This window comes from Micrococcus sp. Alg238-R198, assembly GCF_900537135.1.
Lineage (GTDB): Bacteria > Actinomycetota > Actinomycetes > Actinomycetales > Micrococcaceae > Micrococcus > Micrococcus luteus.
In genome coordinates, this window is the sequence record NZ_UNRH01000008.1 from 1 (window position 1) to 20,171 (window position 20,171).

General features: G+C 71.8%; 16 protein-coding genes. 10 read left to right on the plus strand and 6 right to left on the minus strand.

Going from position 1 to position 20,171, the window contains the following annotated elements; genetic code table 11:
* On the minus strand, positions 1 to 328 hold a 328-nt coding region (locus G6R13_RS08525; protein ID WP_205521349.1), incomplete at its 3' end, for a transposase.
* A gap of 109 nt (positions 329 to 437) precedes the next feature.
* Between G6R13_RS08525 and G6R13_RS08530 the strand changes: the two genes are divergently transcribed.
* Both G6R13_RS08530 and G6R13_RS08535 read left to right on the plus strand, forming a co-directional pair.
* A complete protein-coding gene (locus G6R13_RS08530) occupies positions 438 to 2,057 on the plus strand; it encodes a hypothetical protein (RefSeq protein WP_135019428.1) in 1,620 nt (539 codons plus the stop codon).
* A complete protein-coding gene (locus tag G6R13_RS08535) occupies positions 2,057 to 3,058 on the plus strand; it encodes a glycosyltransferase (protein ID WP_159832863.1) in 1,002 nt (333 codons plus the stop codon). Before G6R13_RS08530 ends, G6R13_RS08535 begins: the two co-directional genes overlap by 1 nt.
* Before the next feature lie 483 nt (positions 3,059 to 3,541).
* On the opposite strand, the gene G6R13_RS08540 is transcribed toward G6R13_RS08535, so the two are convergent.
* Complete coding sequence (locus G6R13_RS08540; RefSeq protein WP_163721431.1) at positions 3,542 to 4,381, minus strand: ATP-grasp fold amidoligase family protein; 840 nt, start codon at positions 4,379 to 4,381, stop codon at positions 3,542 to 3,544.
* 112 nt (positions 4,382 to 4,493) lie between these two features.
* Here G6R13_RS08540 and G6R13_RS08545 point away from each other — a divergent pair, with 112 nt between their 5' ends.
* From G6R13_RS08545 to ugpC, 5 genes are all read left to right on the plus strand, one after another.
* Positions 4,494 to 7,181, plus strand: a complete 2,688-nt coding sequence (locus tag G6R13_RS08545; protein WP_159832865.1) for an ATP-dependent helicase C-terminal domain-containing protein — start codon at positions 4,494 to 4,496, stop codon at positions 7,179 to 7,181.
* A gap of 86 nt (positions 7,182 to 7,267) precedes the next feature.
* Positions 7,268 to 8,572 (plus strand): extracellular solute-binding protein, encoded by a 1,305-nt coding sequence (locus G6R13_RS08550; protein ID WP_060974376.1) that lies wholly within the window; start codon positions 7,268 to 7,270, stop codon positions 8,570 to 8,572.
* Complete coding sequence (locus G6R13_RS08555; RefSeq protein ID WP_041102962.1) at positions 8,569 to 9,540, plus strand: sugar ABC transporter permease; 972 nt, start codon at positions 8,569 to 8,571, stop codon at positions 9,538 to 9,540. Before G6R13_RS08550 ends, G6R13_RS08555 begins: the two co-directional genes overlap by 4 nt.
* Positions 9,537 to 10,424, plus strand: a complete 888-nt coding sequence (locus G6R13_RS08560) for a carbohydrate ABC transporter permease (RefSeq protein ID WP_041102960.1) — start codon at positions 9,537 to 9,539, stop codon at positions 10,422 to 10,424. Before G6R13_RS08555 ends, G6R13_RS08560 begins: the two co-directional genes overlap by 4 nt.
* 35 nt (positions 10,425 to 10,459) lie before the next feature.
* The gene (ugpC, locus tag G6R13_RS08565) at positions 10,460 to 11,752 is read left to right on the plus strand and encodes a sn-glycerol-3-phosphate ABC transporter ATP-binding protein UgpC (RefSeq protein WP_041102958.1); all 1,293 of its coding nucleotides are present in this window, start codon (positions 10,460 to 10,462) and stop codon (positions 11,750 to 11,752) included.
* A 28-nt stretch (positions 11,753 to 11,780) separates the two neighbouring features.
* Here the strand turns inward: ugpC and G6R13_RS08570 are convergent, their stop codons facing one another.
* From G6R13_RS08570 to purU, 3 genes are read right to left on the minus strand one after another with little or no spacing between them, the layout of a single operon-like run.
* Complete coding sequence (locus tag G6R13_RS08570; protein ID WP_060974377.1) at positions 11,781 to 12,785, minus strand: D-isomer specific 2-hydroxyacid dehydrogenase family protein; 1,005 nt, start codon at positions 12,783 to 12,785, stop codon at positions 11,781 to 11,783.
* Between the two features lie 24 nt (positions 12,786 to 12,809).
* A complete protein-coding gene (locus G6R13_RS08575) occupies positions 12,810 to 13,331 on the minus strand; it encodes a gamma carbonic anhydrase family protein (protein WP_036314590.1) in 522 nt (173 codons plus the stop codon).
* A gap of 55 nt (positions 13,332 to 13,386) precedes the next feature.
* A complete protein-coding gene (gene purU / locus G6R13_RS08580; protein WP_036314586.1) occupies positions 13,387 to 14,292 on the minus strand; it encodes a formyltetrahydrofolate deformylase in 906 nt (301 codons plus the stop codon).
* Between the two features lie 179 nt (positions 14,293 to 14,471).
* Here purU and G6R13_RS08585 point away from each other — a divergent pair, with 179 nt between their 5' ends.
* Positions 14,472 to 16,022: a hypothetical protein gene (locus tag G6R13_RS08585; RefSeq protein WP_163721433.1), complete on the plus strand. Its 1,551-nt coding sequence runs from the start codon at positions 14,472 to 14,474 to the stop codon at positions 16,020 to 16,022.
* A 105-nt stretch (positions 16,023 to 16,127) separates the two neighbouring features.
* On the opposite strand, the gene G6R13_RS08590 is transcribed toward G6R13_RS08585, so the two are convergent.
* Positions 16,128 to 17,642, minus strand: coding sequence for a catalase (locus G6R13_RS08590; RefSeq protein WP_144825416.1), 1,515 nt, complete (start codon positions 17,640 to 17,642; stop codon positions 16,128 to 16,130).
* 227 nt (positions 17,643 to 17,869) lie between these two features.
* Between G6R13_RS08590 and glyA the strand changes: the two genes are divergently transcribed.
* Both glyA and G6R13_RS08600 read left to right on the plus strand, forming a co-directional pair.
* Complete coding sequence (gene glyA / locus G6R13_RS08595) at positions 17,870 to 19,150, plus strand: serine hydroxymethyltransferase (RefSeq protein WP_010079361.1); 1,281 nt, start codon at positions 17,870 to 17,872, stop codon at positions 19,148 to 19,150.
* A 7-nt stretch (positions 19,151 to 19,157) separates the two neighbouring features.
* Complete coding sequence (locus G6R13_RS08600) at positions 19,158 to 20,069, plus strand: bifunctional methylenetetrahydrofolate dehydrogenase/methenyltetrahydrofolate cyclohydrolase (protein WP_036338210.1); 912 nt, start codon at positions 19,158 to 19,160, stop codon at positions 20,067 to 20,069.
* Positions 20,070 to 20,171: the final 102 nt, after the last annotated feature.

The following is a 20,171-nucleotide window of genomic DNA, read 5'->3' on the forward strand; positions in this document are numbered from 1 at the left end:
AGTCGGCGACCACCGTGATCAGCGCGGATTCGGCCCTTTTGCGGCGCTCGAGCAGCCACTCCGGGAAGTACGTGCCCGACCTGAGTTTGGGGATCGCCACGTCCAGGGTCCCGACCCGGGTGTCCAGGTCCCGGTGCCGGTACCCGTTGCGCTGGGTAGCTCGGCCCGGGGTGGGTTTACCCCATTCGGCGCCGACCACCGCGTCGGCGTCAGCGGAGAGCAGGGAGTTGATCACGGTCTGCAGCAACGAACGCATCAAATCCGGGGGTGCTTCGGACAGGGCTTCGCCGAGCAGGCCGGCAGGGTCGACAATATGAGGAGCGGTCATCGTGATGACTCCGTTCGAGGATTCTGTGGAAGGTTGACTCGAAGGATCACACGGTGGCCGCGTCCACATCCGGAACGACGTGCCCAGTCACCGTGCGCTACACCACTCTATGGGGCACTACTACGGCGCGGCCCATCTTGTGCTGCAGGGGCACGCCTGGAAGCCCGAATTCCCCGTACGAGTGGACAGAGACGCGACGGTTCTTCACCACGTCCACCCGCTCGAGACGCCTTCCACCCCGTTCAGCCCGGATACGCGAGTGCGCGTATGGGACTTCGTCCAGCACTTTCCTCTCAGCCCTGACGCGGCCTCCGTCGAGGGGGTCATCCGCTCGGATCTGCCCACCGAGGCGAGCACGGCTCTCCTCACCGTCGGCTTCCTGGACGAGGCCGGCCATCTGCTCCCCGGGCCCTCCGCCCTGTCGCAGAACCCGACGTTCGGGCCCTTCGTCCAGCTGCGGGGGGACGCGGCGGGGACACTCGAGACGCCGTTCCACATCACGGTCCCGCCGCACGCGCGCTGGATCCGCCTCCAGGGCCGCCGCGACTGGGGGAATGCCGACGTCATGATGCATGCGCAGATCGACCTGGCGGAGGTGCGCTCCTCCACGGCTGAGATCGACGCTTTCCTGGCGGAGATCCCGGAGGATGACACCCTGCTCGTGATAGACACCACGGCGCCTCCGCTGGGGCACGAGACGCTGTCGCTGCGGCCCAACAACTTGGCCCGGGCCTTCGAACGGGCCGGGATGTGGGTCGTGTTCCTGCCCTTCTCGTCACTCCAGCAATTCCCGGCGCGAGTGTCAGAACGAGTCCTCCAGGTCGCCCGCAAGGACTTCGGCAGGTTGGTACGCGGCCTGACCACCCGACGGCGATCCATGGGCGACACCTACATCTGCAGCTCCTTCCCCTCGATCGCGGCCGTCGCCCTCGGTACCCAGCTCAAGACCCTCGGGTGGCAGGTCGTCTACGAGTGCCGTGACGACATGGAGGAGTTCAATCGCGTGGGCTACTCCAAGTGGTATTCGCCGGCCCTGGAGCGTCAGATGCTGATCGTGGCCGACAAGGTGGTCAGCGTCAGCACAGCCCTCGACGCCAAGCTCGTGTCGATGTGGCCGGCCCTCCGCGACCACACGGTCATCCCGAATGCGGTCAACCGGCACGTCATCGACCAGACGGAGAGCCTGCGGACAGAAGACAGCTTCGAACGCCGTGAACATCTGCGGGTGGCCGGGTACGTCGGGCACCTGACGCCCTCGTGGTTCGACTGGCCCCTGATCGCTGAGGCAGCCCGCCGCATGCCGGAGACCGTCTTCGAGATCATCGGGCACGGTGCGCCCCAGGGCATGTCGCTGCCCTCCAATGTCCATCTTCTGGGCCCCCGTTCCCATGAGCAGCTGGCAGACATCGTCACCGGCTGGAAGGTCGGGCTCATCCCCTTCCTCGACATCCCGCTCACTCGATCAGTTGATCCGAACAAGATCTACGAGTACTTCGCTTGGGGTCTGCGCTGTGTCACCGCGCCCATGGGGAGTGTGGAGACGTACCCGTCGACCTGGGTCCATCGGGGAGTGGACGAGTTCGTTGAGAAGCTCGACGACGCCTTGAGCACACCATGGGCGCCCGGCGAAAGGGAGGCCATGGTCTCGTTCGTCCAGACGAGCGACTGGGACGACCGGGCCGCACGCCTGTTGTCCTACTACGGGATCACGACGAAGGGACGCGACTGATGCGCAAGCTCATCTTCTACCCCAACCTGTCCAAGGGCGGCGTCTCCGCCGTGATCCGGGGTCGGGCTCAGGCTGAGCCTGACGTCCAGTTCGACACCGTGTTCCTCCACGACCGCGGGGGTTCGGACGCGTTCTCCGACCTGGCCAACGTCCAGGTGCGTCTGGTCCAAGAGAGCAGGTCCGCGCCTTATCTGACGTACTTGGCCCACCAGTTCGACTATGAGTCCGTGTCTGTCCTCAGTCACCCGGCCTCGGCCAACGTGCTGTCAGCTCTGGATCACCTCGCCGTGACGTATGAGTTCCATTCGTCCAGCATCCCCGTCATCGAGAAGGAGCTCGGAGCGTTGGAACTGGACAGGCTGGCCGCCGTCGTCGTGCCCTCCCAGATCATGGCTCGTGAGATCCAGCCGCTGCTTCCGCGTCGTCTCCGGTTCCGCCTGGCGGTGGAGCCCAACCTCGTGGATGTCGAGACCTTCGCGGCGCAGGGGGCGGCGCGGTTCCTCGCCGACTCCGGATTCGCCGATGGGCCGGCCACCATTCCGCTGCTGTGGATCGGGCGGTTCGACCAAGGGAAGGCGTACGCGCACTTTTTGAGGGTCGTGGCGGCGCTTCCTCAGGAGTACGTGGGGCATGTCGTGGTGAGTCTGGAAGACGACCCACATCGCGCGGAGCGATTCTTCGCGGAGGCGGCGGGCCTGGGCGTCCTGGAGCGTGTGCGTCTCTACCTGAACCTCACCCCGCAGGCGCTCGGGGAGTTCTACCGCTCGGTCAGGGACGCGGACGGCTGGCTGGTGTCCACGTCGCTCAAGGAGTCCTTCGGGTACGCCGTGGCAGAGGCGACGAACACCGGGCTGCGGGTGGCTGCCTCAGACCTTCCGGTCTGGGACCTCTTCGCTGGCACCGGTCTGGTGCACCGTGTCCCCAGCGGGTCTATCGCGGACCTGGTGCGAGTCATCCGGGAGGGAGCGCCGGTCTCCGTGGGCGCCACAACGGCCGGGTGAGTGCATCGAGCGCCGCACTCGGGGCGGCAGGCAGACTTTCGCGACGTGCGTGAGTCTGACATGCACATCGACCGCGGCGATGAGAGAATTCGCATTGACTGCAGGCAGCGCAACATGTCGCGTTCTCTTTGAAAGGGAATTCTACCCCCCGGGCCTTGGAATGGAGCAGGGCCATGCGTTGCCCGGAGAAGAACCCCACCCCGCCCGGTGTCGACGCAGGCGTGGTTCGCGTTCCGTGTCCGAAGGTGGCTCGAGCATGCGGAATGCGTGGGCGGCAGATACCGCATCTCGGTTCGACCATGTGCCCAGCCGTGGTCCTGCCCGCCGTCACGGCGCCAGCTGATCGCCTTTCCGCCCCGGAAATCGCGACTCCTGGCCACGGTACGAATTGCCCCGAGTCCGAATCCGAACCTATAGCCGGTCTGCTCTCCGCGTGCGGACAGACAGTCGGGGGCATGGCCGTCTTGGCTCGCCCCCGGCCGATCAATTGGGCTTAGGTGCGGGGGCGAGAAGCGAGCCAGCGAGTCGCTTCTCCGCCACGCCCCACATTGCTCCCAGCCGAACAGCTTCTTCGGGAGCCATGAGTTTCCTGTTCTTGTAGAAGAAGGTGCCCGGGTAGAACGTGATCTCACCGAGCACCGGCCCGGCGGGGGTGTCGTAGAGATCCACGCGGCAGAATGCCGAGGGCACGGCGGTGCTCACACGGCGAGCCACGGCCAGGAGCGCCTCGGCCCCCTCCGGGGGTTCCGCCTCGTCGACGATGGCCTCCAAGTGGGTCACGCCCGGATGCACACCGAATCGGTCATGGACGTCCGTCATCGGTGAGAAGTCACCGTTGAAGTACGATGCTGCAGCGGGGCCGGCGATGTGGTCTTCCACCAGCACGAAACCGCACTCGCCTTGGAACATGTAGCACCGGACATCGGCCGGCGGAGTCACTCCGCGACGGTCACTCAGCAGCTCCTCGACGAGGAACTCGCCGGCATCGGGGCTCAGATCGTACCTGCCCTCGATCTCGCGCAGCGTCTCGATGAGCCCCGGAACTGTCACAGGCTCGTCCTTCACGAGGTCCCACAGGTCGGCCCCGCGGCGTTCGAGCAGATGCACGCCGATGGACGTGGAGGCGAAGCCAGGCTTGACGATGCACCGCTCGGGGAAATCGAACCGCTCGAGATCGGACAGCGGCCCCTTGAAGAGCTGTTCGGGAGTCCTGATCCCGATCTGCGCAGCGAACTGCCGGGTCGCGGTCTTCGCGCCCAGCCATCCCGGGACGCTGACTTCCCGTCCGTCCAGGCGATTCTGCATCCTGTCGAAGTAATCCATGGCCTGCGGCTCGTTCGCGCTCTGTATCACGTCGACAGTCAAGCACAAGCGCCCGCGACCCCAGTCACGCGGCGGAGACACAGCCGGGCGTTCTTAGTGACAATGGGTCCCGATGCCCACCCCCGTCGCCGTCCCCTCCGCCCTCTCCGCCGCCCTCGGCCGCCTCAGCGCCGGCCTGACGTTCGCCGCCGCCCTGCCCGACCTCGAAGCGGCGCTGGACGCGCGCGGGGCGGCCGTCGTCGAGGCGCCCCCGGGCACGGGCAAGACCACCGTGGTCCCGCCCGCGCTCGCGGTCCGGTTCGCGGACCACGGCGGTGGGCGCGTCCTGGTCACGCAGCCGCGGCGGGTCGCGGTGCGCGCGGCCTGGCGGCGGCTGCGCACGGCGGTGCTGGCCGCCGCGGCCGACGTGCTGCCCGGCGCCGACCCCGACGCGCAGGCTCGGCTCGCGGACGCCGCCGTCGGGTACGCCGTGCGCGGCGACGCGGTGGGCGGCGGGGCCTCGGCCGTCGAGTTCGTGACCCCGGGCCTGCTGCTGCGCCGCCTCCTCGCCGACCCCGGGCTCGATGGCGTGGACGCGGTGGTCCTGGACGAGGTCCACGAGCGGGATCTGGACACGGACGTGCTCTTCGCCCTCCTCGCCGACCTGCGGCAGCTGCGCCCCGAACTCGTGCTCGTGGCCATGTCCGCGACCGTGGACGCGGCGGCCCTGGCCGCCCGCTGGGCCCGCGGCATGGGGGAGGAGGCGCCCCTGCCCGTGGTCTCCACCCCGGCCGTGCTGCACCCGCTGCGCGAGGAGCACGCCCCGTTCCGCGGCCACCGCCTCACCGCCGAGGGCCGCGTGGACCGGGCCTTCCTCGACCACGTCGCGGCCACGGCCGCGCGCGCCCACGCCGAGGCGCTCGACGCCGACCCGACCGTGGACGCCCTCGTCTTCCTGCCCGGCGTGGCCGAGGTCGAGGCCGTCGCGGGGCGCGTCGCCGCGCTCGCCCCGGACACCGAGGTCCGCGTCCTGCACGGCCGCCAGGAACCCGCCGACCAGGACGCCGCGCTCGCGGGCCGCGCCGACCCCGCCGTGCCGCGCGTCGTCGTCGCGACGGCGGTCGCCGAGTCCTCGCTGACCGTGCCGGGGGTGCGCCTCGTCGTCGACTCGGGCCTGGCCCGCGAGCCGCGCCGGGACCGGGGGCGGGGCATGGCCGGGCTCGTCACCGTCCAGGCCTCGCGCGCGGCCGCCGGCCAGCGCGCGGGCCGCGCCGCCCGCCTCGGCCCCGGCACCGTGGTCCGCTGCCACACCGCTGCAGCCCTGGGCACCGCGCCCGCAGCCCCGACGCCGGCCCTCGCCGTCGTCGACCTCGCGCCGGTGGCCCTGGCGTTCACGGCGTGGGGCGCCCCGGGCGGCCGCGGGCTGACCCTGCCCGAGGATCCGCCGGCCGACGCGATGGCCGCCGCCGAGCGCACGCTCGCCTCCCTCGACGCGGTGGACGCGGACGGGCGCATCACCCCGCACGGCGCCGTCCTGGCCGAGCTGCCCCTGGACCCGCCGCTCGGCCACGCCCTCCTGCGCGCGGCACTGTGGACGGGGCCCCGCCCCGCGGCCGAGGCGACGGCGGCCCTCGCCCTGGACCTGCGCGCCCCCGGGGCCGACCTCGAGGCGCTGGTCGCGGCCGTGCGGGACGGCCGGCACCCGGAGGCCGGGCGCTGGCGTCGGGAGGCGGACCGACTGGAACGACTCGCCCGTCGGCACGCGCACCACTCCCTGGAGACGAGAGCGCCGGGAGAGCCCGGGCCCGAGGCGACGGCGGCCGCGCGCCGGCACCCCGCCGGCCTCGTGTCCGCCCTGGCCTTCCCCGCGTGGATCGCCCGACGCGCGGGGGAGGCGGGCGCGTACCTGCTCGCCTCCGGCACCCGCGCGGCCCTGCCCCGCGACGCCGCCGGCGGCGGCCTGGCGGGGCAGGAGTGGCTGGCCGTGGCCGAGGTCGCCCGTGTGGCCGGGGACGCGGCCGGCACGGGTGCCGCGATCCGCGCGACCGCGCCGATCGACCGGACGCTCGCCGAGCTCGCCGGCGCGGGCCTGCGGCGCACCGAGGACACCGCCGACTGGCGCGGGGACCGGCTCACCGGCCGCCGCGTGGACCGGCTGGGCGCGCTCGTGCTGGCGGAGACGCCGGCCCCCGTCGCCCCCGACGCCGCCGCGCAGGCCGTGCGCGCCGCACTCGCCGCCGACGGCCTCGCCCGGTTCGACCCGAGCGGTCGGACCGAACGCCTGCGCCGCCGGGTGCACCTGCTCCACCGCGTCCTCGGCGCCCCGTGGCCGGACCTCTCGGACGCGGCGCTGCCCGGCCTGGACGCGCTGGTCGACGGGCTTGCGGCCGACCTGGCCGCGGGGCGGTCCCTCGCACGCCTGGACGCCGAGGCGCTGCTGCGCGGCGCCCTGCCCTGGCCGGAGGCGGGCCGGCTGGACGAGCTCGCCCCCGAGCGCCTGCCCGTGCCGAGCGGGCGCGCCGTCGTCGTGGACTATCCGGCCGTCCACGAGGACACCCCGCCCGTGGTCGCCGCCAAGCTGCAGGAGTTCTTCGGGGCGCGTGTCACCCCCGCTGTCGCGGACGGTCGTGAGCCGGTGGTCCTGCACCTGCTCTCCCCGGCAGGTCGCCCGCTCGCCGTGACCGCCGACCTGCCCTCCTTCTGGGCCGGCCCCTACGCGCAGGTCCGCGCTGAGAACCGGGGGCGCTACCCCAAGCACCCGTGGCCCGAGGATCCCGCCGCCGCGGAGCCGACCGCCCGGACGAACCGCCGCGCCCGCTGAGAAAGGGGTCCGCGAAACGTGCAGGAATCGCTGTGATGCGTGATGATGGCCGTCACATCCGACTCGCATCGATTGAGGTTCCACTTGTGAGACACGACACGCGGGCACGTCAACGGCGCCGGGCCACGCTGGCCGGCGCCGTCGCCGCGGGCGCGCTGATCCTGGCCGGGTGTGCTCCGGCCGAGCAGACGCCCACCCTGACCTGGTACACCAACCCCGACGACGGCGGGCAGGCGAAGATCGCCGCCCAGTGCACCGACGCCGCGAACGGCCGGTACAGAGTCGAGACGTCCATGCTTCCGACGGACGCCGCCTCCCAGCGCGAGCAGCTGACCCGCCGCCTCGCCGCGGGCGACACGTCGATGGACATCATGTCCCTCGACCCGCCGTTCGTCCCCGAGCTCGCCGAGCCCGGCTTCCTGGCCCCCGTGCCGGAGGAGATGCAGGCGTACGCGAAGGACAACGCCCTGGAGGGCGCGCTCGCGGCCGCCAGCTGGAAGGACGAGCTCGTCACGGTCCCGTTCTGGGCCAACACGCAGCTGCTCTGGTACCGCAAGTCGGTCGCCGAGGCAGCGGGGCTGGACATGTCCCAGCCCGTCACGTGGGACCAGCTGATCGAGGCCGCCCGCAGCCAGGACAAGGACCTGGCCGTCCAGGGCGCCCGTGCCGAGTCCATGACCGTGTGGCTCAACGCGCTCATCGAGGGCGGCGGGGAGCAGATCGTCCCCAACGCCGAGGCGCCCACGGACGAGGTCACCACGAACCTCGACTCCGAGGCCGGCCGCACCGCCGCCCGGATCATCTCCACGATCGGCAAGGAGGGCCTCGGCAGCGCCGGCCTGCCGACCCAGGACGAGAACGCCTCCATGCTGCTCTTCCAGGGCAAGAACGGCTCGTTCATGGTCAACTGGCCGTTCGTCTGGCCGGCCACCCTCGGTTCCGTGGAGGAGGGCTCGCTGCCGGAGGACCTGCCCGAGGACATCGGCTGGGCCGTCTACCCCCGCACCGTCGAGGGCAAGGACGCCGCGCCGCCCGTGGGCGGCATCAACCTGGGGGTGGGCGCGAAGTCCGAGCACCAGGACCTCGCCTGGGACGCGATCTCCTGCATCACCACCACCGAGCACCAGAGCCAGTACTTCGTCGAGAACGGCAACCCGCCCGCCGACCCGGCGGCCTACGACGCCCCCGAGGTCGCCGAGAAGTACCCCATGGCGGACACCATCCGGGAGTCCCTCGAACTCGGCGCCCCGCGGCCGCAGACCCCGTACTACAACGAGGTCTCCACCGCGATCCAGCAGCGCTACGCGCCGCCGTCGGGCGTCTCCGAGTCCACCCCGGCCGAGACCGACGACTTCATCCAGGAAGTCCTGAGAGGGGAGCGTCTGCTGTGAGCCACGTCGACACCGCACCCGCCGCATCCACCCCGCGCGCCGCCGAGGGTCGTCGCCCCCGCCGGGTGAAGTCCCAGCGCGCGAAGTCCGAGGCGCGTCTCGGCTGGCTCCTGGCCGGCCCCGCGTTCTTCGTGATGCTGTTCGTGGTCCTGTACCCGATCCTGCAGGCCCTCTACGACTCGCTGTTCAAGTACCGGCTCACCGCGCCGGGCGACCGCGAGTTCGTGGGCCTGGGCAACTACGGCGTGATCCTCACGGACCCCGTGTTCTGGAAGGGCCTCGGGGTGACCCTGCTGATCACCGTGGTGACCGTGGTGGTCGAGCTCATCCTCGGCTTCCTGCTGGCCCTGGCCATGCACCACGCCATCAAGCAGACCCGCGGCCTGATCCGCACGATCATCCTGGTGCCGTACGGCATCATCACCGTGGTCTCCGCGTTCGCGTGGTTCTACATGTTCTCGATCGACTCGGGCTACATCAACGCCTGGTTCGAGTGGCTGCCGGGCGTCGACGCGGACCTGAACTGGTTCGCGCAGGGCAGCACCGCGCTGTTCGTGATCATGCTCTCCGAGATCTGGAAGACCACCCCGTTCATCTCCCTGCTCCTGCTGGCCGGCCTGGCCCAGGTGCCGGGCGACCTCACCGAGGCCGCCTCCGTCGACGGCGCCTCGTGGTGGCAGCGGATGAAGCTGGTCATCCTGCCGAACATGAAGGCCTCGATCATGGTGGCCGTCCTGTTCCGCGCGATGGACGCGTTCCGCATCTTCGACTCCATCTACATCATGACCAACGGCGCCTACGGCACCGAGGTCCTCTCGCTGCTGGCCTACCGCACGTCCATCGGCCGGCTCGAGATCGGCATGGGTTCGGCGGTCTCCGTGATCCTGTTCCTGTGCGTGGCCCTCATGGCGGTCATCGCCGTCAAGGGCTTCAAGGTGGACCTGGCCGACCGAGGAGGTTCCAAGTGAGCACCGCCGCATCCGCTCCCGCCCCCGAGGGCCGCGCGCCCCACCGTCGCGGCACCGGGAAGGCCACCGCACTGTGGTGGATCCTCACCGTCGTGATCGGCGTGTGGTGCCTCTTCCCGCTGTTCTCGATCTTCGCGACCAGCTTCAAGACGCCCGCCGACCTCGCCAACGGCAAGCTGCTGCCCACCCAGTGGTCCACGGTGAACTACGAGGAGATCTTCGTGGGCGGCTCGCGCGAGCTGTTCCTCACGGCGCTGCGCAACTCGATCGGCATCACCGTGATCGCCACGATCATCGCCGTCATCCTGGCCACGCTGTGCGCCTACGCGATCGCCCGCCTGGACTTCCCGGGCAAGCGGATCGTGCTCACGGTGTCCCTGATGGTCTCGATGTTCCCCGTCATCTCCCTGGTGACGCCGCTGTTCAACATGTGGCGCACCCTCGGGCTGTACGACACGTGGGTCGGCCTGATCATCCCCTACCTGTCCCTGACCCTGCCGATCTCCATCTGGACCCTGGCCGCGTTCTTCCGCCAGATCCCGTGGGAGCTCGACCAGGCCGCGCAGGTGGACGGCGCCACCCCGCTCGAGGCGTTCCGCAAGGTGATCGTCCCGCTGGCCGCCCCCGGCGTCTTCACGACGGCGATCATCGCCTTCTTCATCGCCTGGAACGACTTCGTGTTCGGCATCTCCCTGACCTCCACCGAGACCGCGCGCACCGTGCCCGCCGCCCTGGCCTTCTTCACCGGCGCCTCGCAGTTCGAGTCGCCGACCGGGGCCATCTCGGCGGCCGCGATCATCGTGACCATCCCGATCGTGATCCTGGTGCTGGCGTTCCAGCGTCAGATCGTGGCCGGCCTGACCAACGGCGCGGTGAAGGGCTGAGGCCCGCACACGAGACCTCCTGAAAGGACCCCCCGATGGCCTCCATCACCCTGAACCACATCGACAAGACCTACGACGACGGCTTCCACGCCATCAAGGACGTGAACCTGGAGATCGAGGACGGCGAGTTCGTCATCCTCGTGGGCCCCTCCGGCTCCGGCAAGTCCACGCTGCTGCGCATGATCGTGGGCCTCGAGGACATCACCGACGGCGAGATGCTGATCGACGGCCGCCGCGTGAACGAGGCGGCCCCCAAGGACCGCAACCTCGCGATGGTGTTCCAGAACTACGCGCTGTACCCGCACCTGACGGTGTACGAGAACATCGCCTTCCCGCTGCGGCTGATCAAGGACAACAAGCCCTCCGAGGAGGAGATCGACCGCAAGGTGCGCGACGCCGCCCGCGTGCTCGAGCTCGAGGACCACCTCGAGCGCAAGCCCGGCAACCTCTCCGGCGGCCAGCGTCAGCGTGTGGCCATGGGCCGGGCGATCGTGCGCGAGGCGGACGCGTTCCTCTTCGACGAGCCGCTGTCCAACCTGGACGCCAAGCTGCGCGGGCAGATGCGCGCGGAGATCTCGCAGCTGCAGCGCCGCCTGGCCACGACCTCCGTCTACGTGACGCACGACCAGACCGAGGCCATGACCCTGGGCGACCGGGTGGCCGTGCTCAAGAAGGGCGAGCTGCAGCAGGTGGCCAGCCCGCGCGAGCTCTACGAGCAGCCGCTCAACCTGTTCGTGGCCGGCTTCATCGGCTCGCCGTCGATGAACTTCCTGCCCGCCTCGCTGAAGCAGAAGGAGGGCGGCCACGTGCTGTCCTCGCCGATCGGTGACATCCCGGTGCCGCCCGAGAAGGCCCGCGCCGCCGAGGGGCGGGACATCGTGTTCCTCGGCCTGCGGCCGGAGTTCTTCGAGGACGCCGAGCTGGTGGAGGACAGCCGCCGCGACCGGGGCTCCACCTTCGACGCGACGCTCACGCACCTGGAGTGGCTGGGCCACGAGCAGTACGGCTACATCGAGTTCGAGCCGGACCCGGCCGTGGCCGAGATGCTCTCCGCGCTGGCCAAGGACCTGGATGCGGATGAGCTGCGCCCCGTCGTCGTGGCCACCCTCTCCGGCGAGTCCCGCGCCCGGCCGGGCACGCCGACCCGCCTGTGGGTGGACACCACGCGGGTGCACCTGTTCGACCCGACGACCGGTGAGAACCTCACCCGCGACCCGGAGGTCGGCGCCGAGCTGACCCGCCGGGCCGGCGAGGAGCGCCGCCGCCAGATCGAGATGGCGGCCGAGCGTGACGCCGCCGAGCACGAGGCGGACGCGCCGCGCCGCTGAGCCGGCGCCGCGGGACGCCGGGGGCGGGTCAGTATCCGCCCTCGGCGTCCACCAGGCCCTCCAGCTCCGTCCCGGCCGCGCGGGCCCGCAGGTTCCGCTCGACCCGCGCGTGGAGCAGCGGGACGCACATCTCCGGGGTGTCCGCCGTGTGCGGCGTGATGAGGGCGCGCTCCTCGGTCCAGAGCGGGTGGCCGTCCGGGAGGGGCTCGGGGTCGGTGACGTCCGTGCCGTAGCCGTGCAGCCGGCCCGCCGCGAGGGTCTGGACGACGGCGTCCGTGTCCACCAGCGCCCCGCGGGCGACGTTCACGAGCACGGCGTCCTCGTCCAGGAGGGCGAGGCGGTCGGCGTCGAACATGCCGCGGGTCTCCTCGGTGGCCGCCGCGGCGATCATCACGACCTGCGCGCCGGGCAGGACCTCGTCGAGGCGGTCGGTCGTGACGGTGCGGTCCGCGCCGGGCACGTCGCCCGCGCGTCGGCGGACCGCGGTGACGTGCACGTCCCAGGTCTTGAGCAGGCGGATGTACTCCTGTGCGATCCCGCCGCCGCCCACGACCACGGCGGTCAGGCCGTTCAGGGTGCGACCGGAGGAGGGGCCCCATGTGGTGGCGCGGACGCGCGCGGGCAGGTCCCGCAGCAGGGCCAGGGTGAGCAGCAGCGCGTGTTCGGCCACCGGCGGCGCGTACGTGCCCTTGGCGGACGTCCACACGATGTCCGGGCGGCTGCGCACGAGGGGGACGAACGGCTCGATCCCGGCGAACGGGAGCTGCACCCAGCTCACGTGGGGGTGGGCGGCCAGGGCCGCGGCGAGCGCATCGACCGGGATCGGGCGGACCATCAGCAGGGCCGTGGCGGAGGTGTCGCCCTCGGCCACGGCGGTGCCGCCGACGTCGGCCACGGCCTGCTCGGCCAGCCGCCGGGCGTGGGCGTAGGGGGTGTCGGCGACGTCCTGCGCCGCGGGGAGGATGAGCAGGCGCTCGGGGACGTCGTCGGGTCGGGTGCGGGGGAGAGTGGAAGTGGTGGGCATGGTGCCCACCGTCCCACATCCTCCGGGCCTGGTTCAGCCGGCGACGGCGTCCCGGTGCGCGGCGGACAGCCGCAGGTAGGTGGCCGCGTTCTTCTTGAGGCCCTCCCGCTCCTCGTCCGTGAGGGGGCGGCGGACCTTCGCGGGGACGCCCGCCACGAGCGAGCCGGCCGGGACCTGCGTCCCCTCGAGCACCAGGGCGCCGGCGGCCACGAGCGAACCGGCGCCGATGACCGCGCCGTTCATCACCGTGGCGGACATGCCGATCAGGCAGTCGTCCTCCACGGTGGCCCCGTGCACCACGGCGGAGTGGCCCACGGAGACACCGGCGCCCAGGGTGCACGGGAAGCCCTCGTCCGCGTGCAGCACCACGTTGTCCTGCAGGTTGGTGCCCGCCCCGACGCGGATGGGGGCGGAGTCACCGCGGGCGGAGACGCCGTAGAAGGCCGAGGAGCGCTCGGCCATCTCGACGTCGCCGGTGATCGCGGCGGTCGGGGCGAGGAAGACGGACTCGTGGATGCGCGGGGTGGCACCCGCGACGGTGATGATGTGGGCCATGCCACCAGCCTAGGCGGGCAGGACGACGGCGCCGCGTGGCGCCGTCGTCCCGGGCTCAGCTGAAGACGACGGTCCGCCGGCCGTCCGCGAGGACGCGGTGCTGGGCGTGCCAGCGCACGGCCTGCGCGAGCGTGGAGCCCTCGACGTCGCGGCCGCGGGCCACGAAGTCGGCGGCGGTCTGGGCGTGGGTCACCGGCTGCACGGACTGCGCGATGATCGGGCCCTCGTCCAGGTCGGCGGTCACGTAGTGGGCGGTGGCGCCGATGAGCTTCACGCCGCGTTCGTGCGCCTGGTGGTAGGGGCGGGCGCCCTTGAAGGAGGGCAGGAACGAGTGGTGGATGTTGATGGCCATCCCGGCCAGGTCCCGGCACAGCTCGTCCGAGAGGATCTGCATGTAGCGGGCCAGGACCACCAGCTCGATGTCGAACTGGGCGATCAGATCGCGCAGCCGGTCCTCCGCGGCCTCCTTGGAGTCCCGGCTCGAGGGGTCCTTCGAGACGGGCACGTGGATGAAGGGCACGCCGTAGAAGGAGGCGAGCGGCTGCAGGTCCAGGTGGTTCGAGACCACCACGGGGATCTCGATGGGCAGGGTGCCGGCGCGCTGCTGGAAGAGCAGGTCGTTGAGGGTGTGCCCGTCCTTGGAGCACATCACGAGGGTGCGCATGCGCTGCGCCGCGTCCCACAGGCCCATGCGCATGCCGAACTCCTCGCGCACCGGCGCGAGCGCCTGCTCGATGTCCTCCCGCGTGGCCGGGGTCACGAACTCCACGCGCATGAAGAAGTCGCCGGTGTCCGGGGAGTCGTACTGCTGCGACTCGGTGATGTCCGCCTCCACGCCCAGCAGGGCGCCCGTCACGGCGTGCACGATGCCCTTGCGGTTCGTGCAGGCCAGCGTGAGCACGCGGGCGTGCTCCGCGCCGGAGGCGGGGGAGGGGCTGGGGGAGAGGGCTGCCGTGTCCATGGCGTCGATGGTAGGCGGTGCCGGCCGCGCGGAACCGCGGGATGACGGGGCTGATCCCTGGTCGGGGGGCCGGGCCCCGTGTCATCCTCAAGACCAGGTTCCCCGCCGCGCGGCGGCGCGGGAAGCACGACGCGGCGCCCGGCCCGGCCGGTCGCCCCAGACGACCGAGGAGCACCCCCATGCCACAGTCCACCCTCTACTGGATCATCGCGGCGATCATCGTCGTGCTGCTGATCCTGATCATCCTCTCGGTGATCGCCTCCCGCCGTCGTCGTGAGGCCGAGGCCGAGGCGGCCGAGACCCGGCTCGAGCGCCGGGGCGTCAGCGCGGACACCGCGGGTGAGCAGGCGGCCGCCGCCGCGGCCGCCCCCGCGGCCCCGACCCGCCTCTCCCGCCTGGACGAGGTGGCGGCCGAGAAGGACGCTCGCCCCGCGGCCGCGGTGAAGCCCGCCGGGGGTCCGGCTGCGTCCGACACCGCCGCGGCGGACCGCGAGACCGACGAGTCCGTGGCCGGCGTGGCCGGCGGTGCGGGGGTGACCGTGGACCAGCACGACGCCCCGAGCGCCGACGCCGCCGCTCAGACCCACCGCCGCGACGCCGCGGCTCCGGCCACCCGGGGCACTCTGCGCCCCGCTCCGGCGGCGCCGAGCACGGCGCGCGAGGCGGACACCGTGGGCCTGGGCGCGGCCGGTGTGGCCGGCGGCTCCGGCGTCACCCTGGACGAGCAGACGCCCGCGGCGGACGTCCCGGCGACCCCGGCCTCCCCGTCTCCGGTGACCGAGACCCCCGCCCCGGCGGCACCGGCCGCCGAGGCTCCGCAGCACAGGAGCCACCTCACCCCGGCTCCCGAGCACGTGCACGGGACCGTCCCCGCCGACGAGGTCGCCGCCGAGCACACCCCCACCAAGGAGCTCGCCACGGAGGCGATCCCCGTCCCTCAGGGCGAGCACCTCGAGACGCACACGGTCGCCACCACCGCGCACGGCTCGGTCACCGTCGTGGCCACCGAGTCGGACCAGGCCCAGCAGAACGGCGCCGACGGGGCGGAGCGCTCGGCCGCCGGGTCCCTGCGCATCGACGGCACGCCCGGGGTGCCCGGTCGCGTGGCGGAGGCGGACCGCGGGCCGGCGCGCACCGATGACCACGGCGCGGACGTCGCGCAGCCGGCGGCGGTCGAGCCCGCGGCTGAGCGCCCGCCGCTCGAGGCCGCCCCGGCCACCCGCCGGGCCGAGGCCCCGGAGACCCACGCCGGCACCACGCCGGCCACGCCCCTGGGCGGCACCCCGGAGCTGGATCCGACCGCGGCCTCGTCCGGCCGTGCGGAGGACGCCACTCCGGCGACCCGCCGCGAGGCCCGCGCCGCCCAGTCGGCGGCAGCGGCCGGGACTGCCGGGACCGCCGCGCCGACGTCGTCGACGCCCACGACCGTGGCCCCAGACACCTCCACCTCCTCCGCCCCCACGGATGAGGAGCCCGCCGAGGACGACACCGAGGGCGCCGCCCTCCCGGACCTGCGGGCGGACCGCGACGAGACCCGAGCCTCGGACGCCGAGGGTGAGTCGAAGCTGGCCCAGGTCGGCGCCGTGGCGGCCTCCGCGTTCGAGACCGTGCGTGACAAGGTCGCCGTCCCGCTGCGGGACAACGTGGCCGTGCCCGCCAAGGACACGGTCGTGAAGGTGGTCAAGGACAAGCTGTCCCAGGCGCAGGAGCGCCGCTGGGGCAAGCGCTGACCGGAACAACCGCCCCACGACGACGGCGGCCGCCCCCTCGTGTGAGGGAGCGGCCGCCGCGCGTTCAGTGGAGCCCGCGCGGGCGCCCGCCGGGGGAAGGAGCCGTCAGATGCGGGCCTCGCCGCCGGCCTCGACGCCCGGGATGCCGTCGCCCTCGTGGCGCTTGACCTCGTCCTCGATGCGCTGGCCGATCGTGGCGTCCACGTTCTTCCAGTACTCGAAGGCGCGGGCCTGGACGTCCTGGCGGACGCCCTTCAGCGCGCCGGCCACGGTCTCCACGAAGTCCTCGCGCTCCTGGGCCGAGAAGACCTCGCGGACGAGGGTGCCGGCCTGACCGAAGTCGTCGTCGTCCGCGCGCAGGGCCTGGGCCTCGCGGGTCAGGGTGCCGTCGGCCTCCCAGCCGTCGTCCACCGGGCCGGTCTCGTCCGACCAGGAGTCGCCGTTGGAGTTCGGCGCGTAGGTGGAGCGGTCGCCGGTGTGGTCGTACCACATCTGGCCGTCGAAGGCGTAGTTGTGCACCGCGTTCTTGGGACGGTTCACCGGCAGCTGGTTCACGTGGGCGCCCACGCGGTACAGCTGGGCGTCGTGGTACGCGAAGGCGCGGCCCAGGAGCATGCGGTCCGGGGAGAGGCCGATGCCCGGCACGGTGTTGCTCGGGCTGAACGCGGCGGACTCGATCTGCGCGAAGTGGTTCTCCGGGTTGCGGTTCAGGGTCAGCGTGCCGACCTTGATGCGCGGGTAGTCCTTCTTGGAGATCGTCTTCGTCAGGTCGAAGGGGTTGAACCGGTAGGTCTTGCCCTCCTCGTAGGGGATCGCCTGGATGTAGAGGTCCCACTTGGGGTGGTCGCCCTTGGCGATGGACTCGAACAGGTCCTGGCGGTGGAAGTCGGCGTTCTCGCCGGCGATCTTGGTGGCCTCGTCGTTCGAGAGGTTGTGCACGCCCTGCTGGGAGATGAAGTGGTACTTCACCCAGTGCTTCTCGCCCTGGGCGTTGACCCACAGGTAGGTGTGGGAGCCGTAGCCGTTCATCTCACGCCAGGTGCGGGGCAGGCCGCGCGGGCCCATCAGGTAGGTCACCTGGTGCGCCGACTCGGGGTTGTTGGTCCAGAAGTCCCACTGCATGGTGGCATCGCGCAGGCCGGAGTCCGGCAGACGCTTCTGCGAGCGGATGAAGTGGGTGAACTTCATCGGGTCGCGCAGGAAGAAGATCGGGGTGTTGTTGCCGACGATGTCGTAGTTGCCCTCCTCGGTGTAGAAGCGCAGTGCGAAGCCGCGCACGTCGCGCCAGGTGTCCGGGGAGCCGAGCTCGCCGGCCACGGTGGAGAAGCGCAGGAGGGTCTCGGTCTTCGTGCCCGGCTGGAACACGAGGGCCTTGGTGTACTTCGACACGTCCTCGGTCACCTCGAACTCGCCGAAGGCGCCGGAGCCCTTGGCGTGCGGGCGGCGCTCCGGGATGTTCATGCGGTTGAAGTGCTGGTGGGTCTCCAGCAGGTGGGTGTCGTGCAGGACGATGGGCCCCTCGCTGCCCACGGTCAGGGACTGGCGGTCGCTGATGGCCGGGGCGCCGTTCTGGCGGGTGGAACCGGTCGCGTGCGGGGTCTTCTTCTGGTACTCCGTCATGGAACTCTCCTTCGTCGATCGACGTCGGCCGCGCACCGATCGGCGCGGTGGGCGGCGTCATCCCCGATCTTGGCATATTTCTGAATCAGTCAAAAGAACCGGGTGCCGGGGTCGGTCGCCGGGGCCGCGGGCCGCCGTCGCGCAGGCCCGACGACGGCGCCTGGTCACTAGGATGGAGGGCACCGGAGCCTTCCGGCCGCACAGACCCCCGTTCGAAGGGAACCCCCGTGACGCAGACGCCCGACATCAACACCCAGCCCCTCGCCGAGGTGGACCCGGAGATCGCCGCGGCGCTCGCGGACGAGCTCGGCCGCCAGCGGGGCACGCTCGAGATGATCGCCTCGGAGAACTTCGTGCCGCGCGCCATCCTCGAGACGCAGGGCTCGGTGCTGACCAACAAGTACGCGGAGGGCTACCCGGGCCGCCGCTACTACGGCGGCTGCGAGTTCGTGGACGTGGCCGAGAACCTGGCCATCCAGCGCGCCAAGGACCTGTTCGGCGCCGAGCACGCCAACGTCCAGCCGCACGCCGGCGCCCAGGCCAACGTGGCCGTGATGACCTCGCTGCTGGACCACGGGGACACGATGATGGGCCTGTCCCTGGCGCACGGCGGCCACCTGACGCACGGCATGAAGCTGAACTTCTCCGGCAAGAACTACAGCATCGCCGCGTACGAGGTGGAGCCGGACACCCACCGCATCGACATGGACAAGGTGCGCGAGAAGGCCCTCGAGGCCCGGCCGAAGGTGATCGTGGCCGGCTGGTCCGCCTACCCCCGTCAGCTCGACTTCGCCGCCTTCCGCTCGATCGCGGACGAGGTCGGCGCCCGGCTCTGGGTGGACATGGCCCACTTCGCCGGCCTCGTGGCCGCCGGCCTGCACCCGAACCCGGTGCCGCACGCCGACGTCGTCTCCTCCACCGTGCACAAGACCCTCGCCGGCCCCCGTTCGGGCTTCATCCTCTCCACCGAGGAGCTGAAGAAGAAGATCGACTCCGCCGTGTTCCCGGGCCAGCAGGGCGGCCCGCTGATGCACGCGATCGCGGGCAAGGCCGTGGCCTTCAAGATCGCCGGCTCCGCGGACTTCAAGGAGAAGCAGGAGCGCACCCTGGCCGGCGCGCAGATCCTGGCCGAGCGCCTGACCGCCCCGGACATGGCCGAGCACGGCATCTCGGTGCTCACCGGCGGCACGGACGTGCACCTGGTCCTGGTGGACCTGCGCGAGTCCCAGCTGGACGGCAGGCAGGGCGAGGACATCCTGCACGAGGTCGGCATCACGGTGAACCGCAACTCGGTGCCGTGGGACCCGCGTCCGCCGATGACCACCTCCGGCCTGCGCATCGGCACCCCCGCGCTGGCCTCCCGCGGCTTCGGCGAGGCCGAGTTCCGCGAGGTGTCCGACGTCATCGCCGAGGCGCTGAAGCCGAGCCCGGACGTGGAGGCGCTGCGCGCCCGCGTCGTGAAGCTCACCGAGGACTTCCCGCTGTACGACGGCCTCGAGGGCTGGTGAGCCGCCGATGACCGCGAAGGTCCTGGACGGCAAGGCCACCGCCGCCGCGATCAAGGAGGAGCTGCGCGGCCGCGTGGCCGCCCTCGCCGAGCGCGGGCACACCCCCGGCCTCGGCACCCTGCTCGTCGGTGAGGACGCCGGCTCGCAGAAGTACGTGGCGGGCAAGCACCGCGACTGCGCCGAGGTGGGCATCGAGTCCATCCAGCGTGAGCTGCCCGCGGACGCGACGGAGGAGCAGATCCTCGACGTCGTGCGCGAGCTGAACGAGGACCCGGCCTGCACGGGCTACATCGTCCAGCTGCCGCTGCCGAAGCACGTGGACACCCAGAAGGTGCTCGAGGCCATCGACCCGGACAAGGACGCGGACGGCCTGCACCCCATGAACCTGGGGCGGCTCGTGGCCTCGGTCGGCGGCGAGCTGGACTCGCCGCTGCCGTGCACCCCGGCCGGCTGCGTCGAGCTGCTGCGCCACCACGGTGTGGGGCTGGCCGGCAAGCACGTGCTCGTGATCGGCCGCGGCGTGACCATCGGCCGGCCCGCCGGCCTCGTGTTCACCCGCCGCGAGGTCAACGCCACCGTGACCCTGGCCCACACCGGCACCACGAACCTCGACGAGCTGCTGGCGAGCGCCGACGTCGTGATCGCCGCCGCCGGCTCCGCCCACATGGTGAAGCCGGAGCAGGTCAAGGAGGGCGTGATCGTCCTGGACGTGGGCGTCTCCCGCGTGACCGGGGAGGACGGGACGTCGCGCGTCCTGGGCGACGTGGACCCGGCCGTGAAGGAGAAGGCGGCCTGGATGGCGCCGAACCCGGGCGGCGTCGGGCCGATGACCCGCGTCATGCTGCTGGCGAACGTCGTCGAGGCCGCCGAGCGTGCCGCCGACGGCGAGGACTGGGCCGGGGAGCGGGCCGGAGCCTGACCTCTCCCACTCCCGCGACCAACCCTGCGATATGGCCCCCATCCACCCCGGATGGGGGCCATATCGCAGGGTTCGTCGCCGAGGGGGCGGCACGCGTCCGGG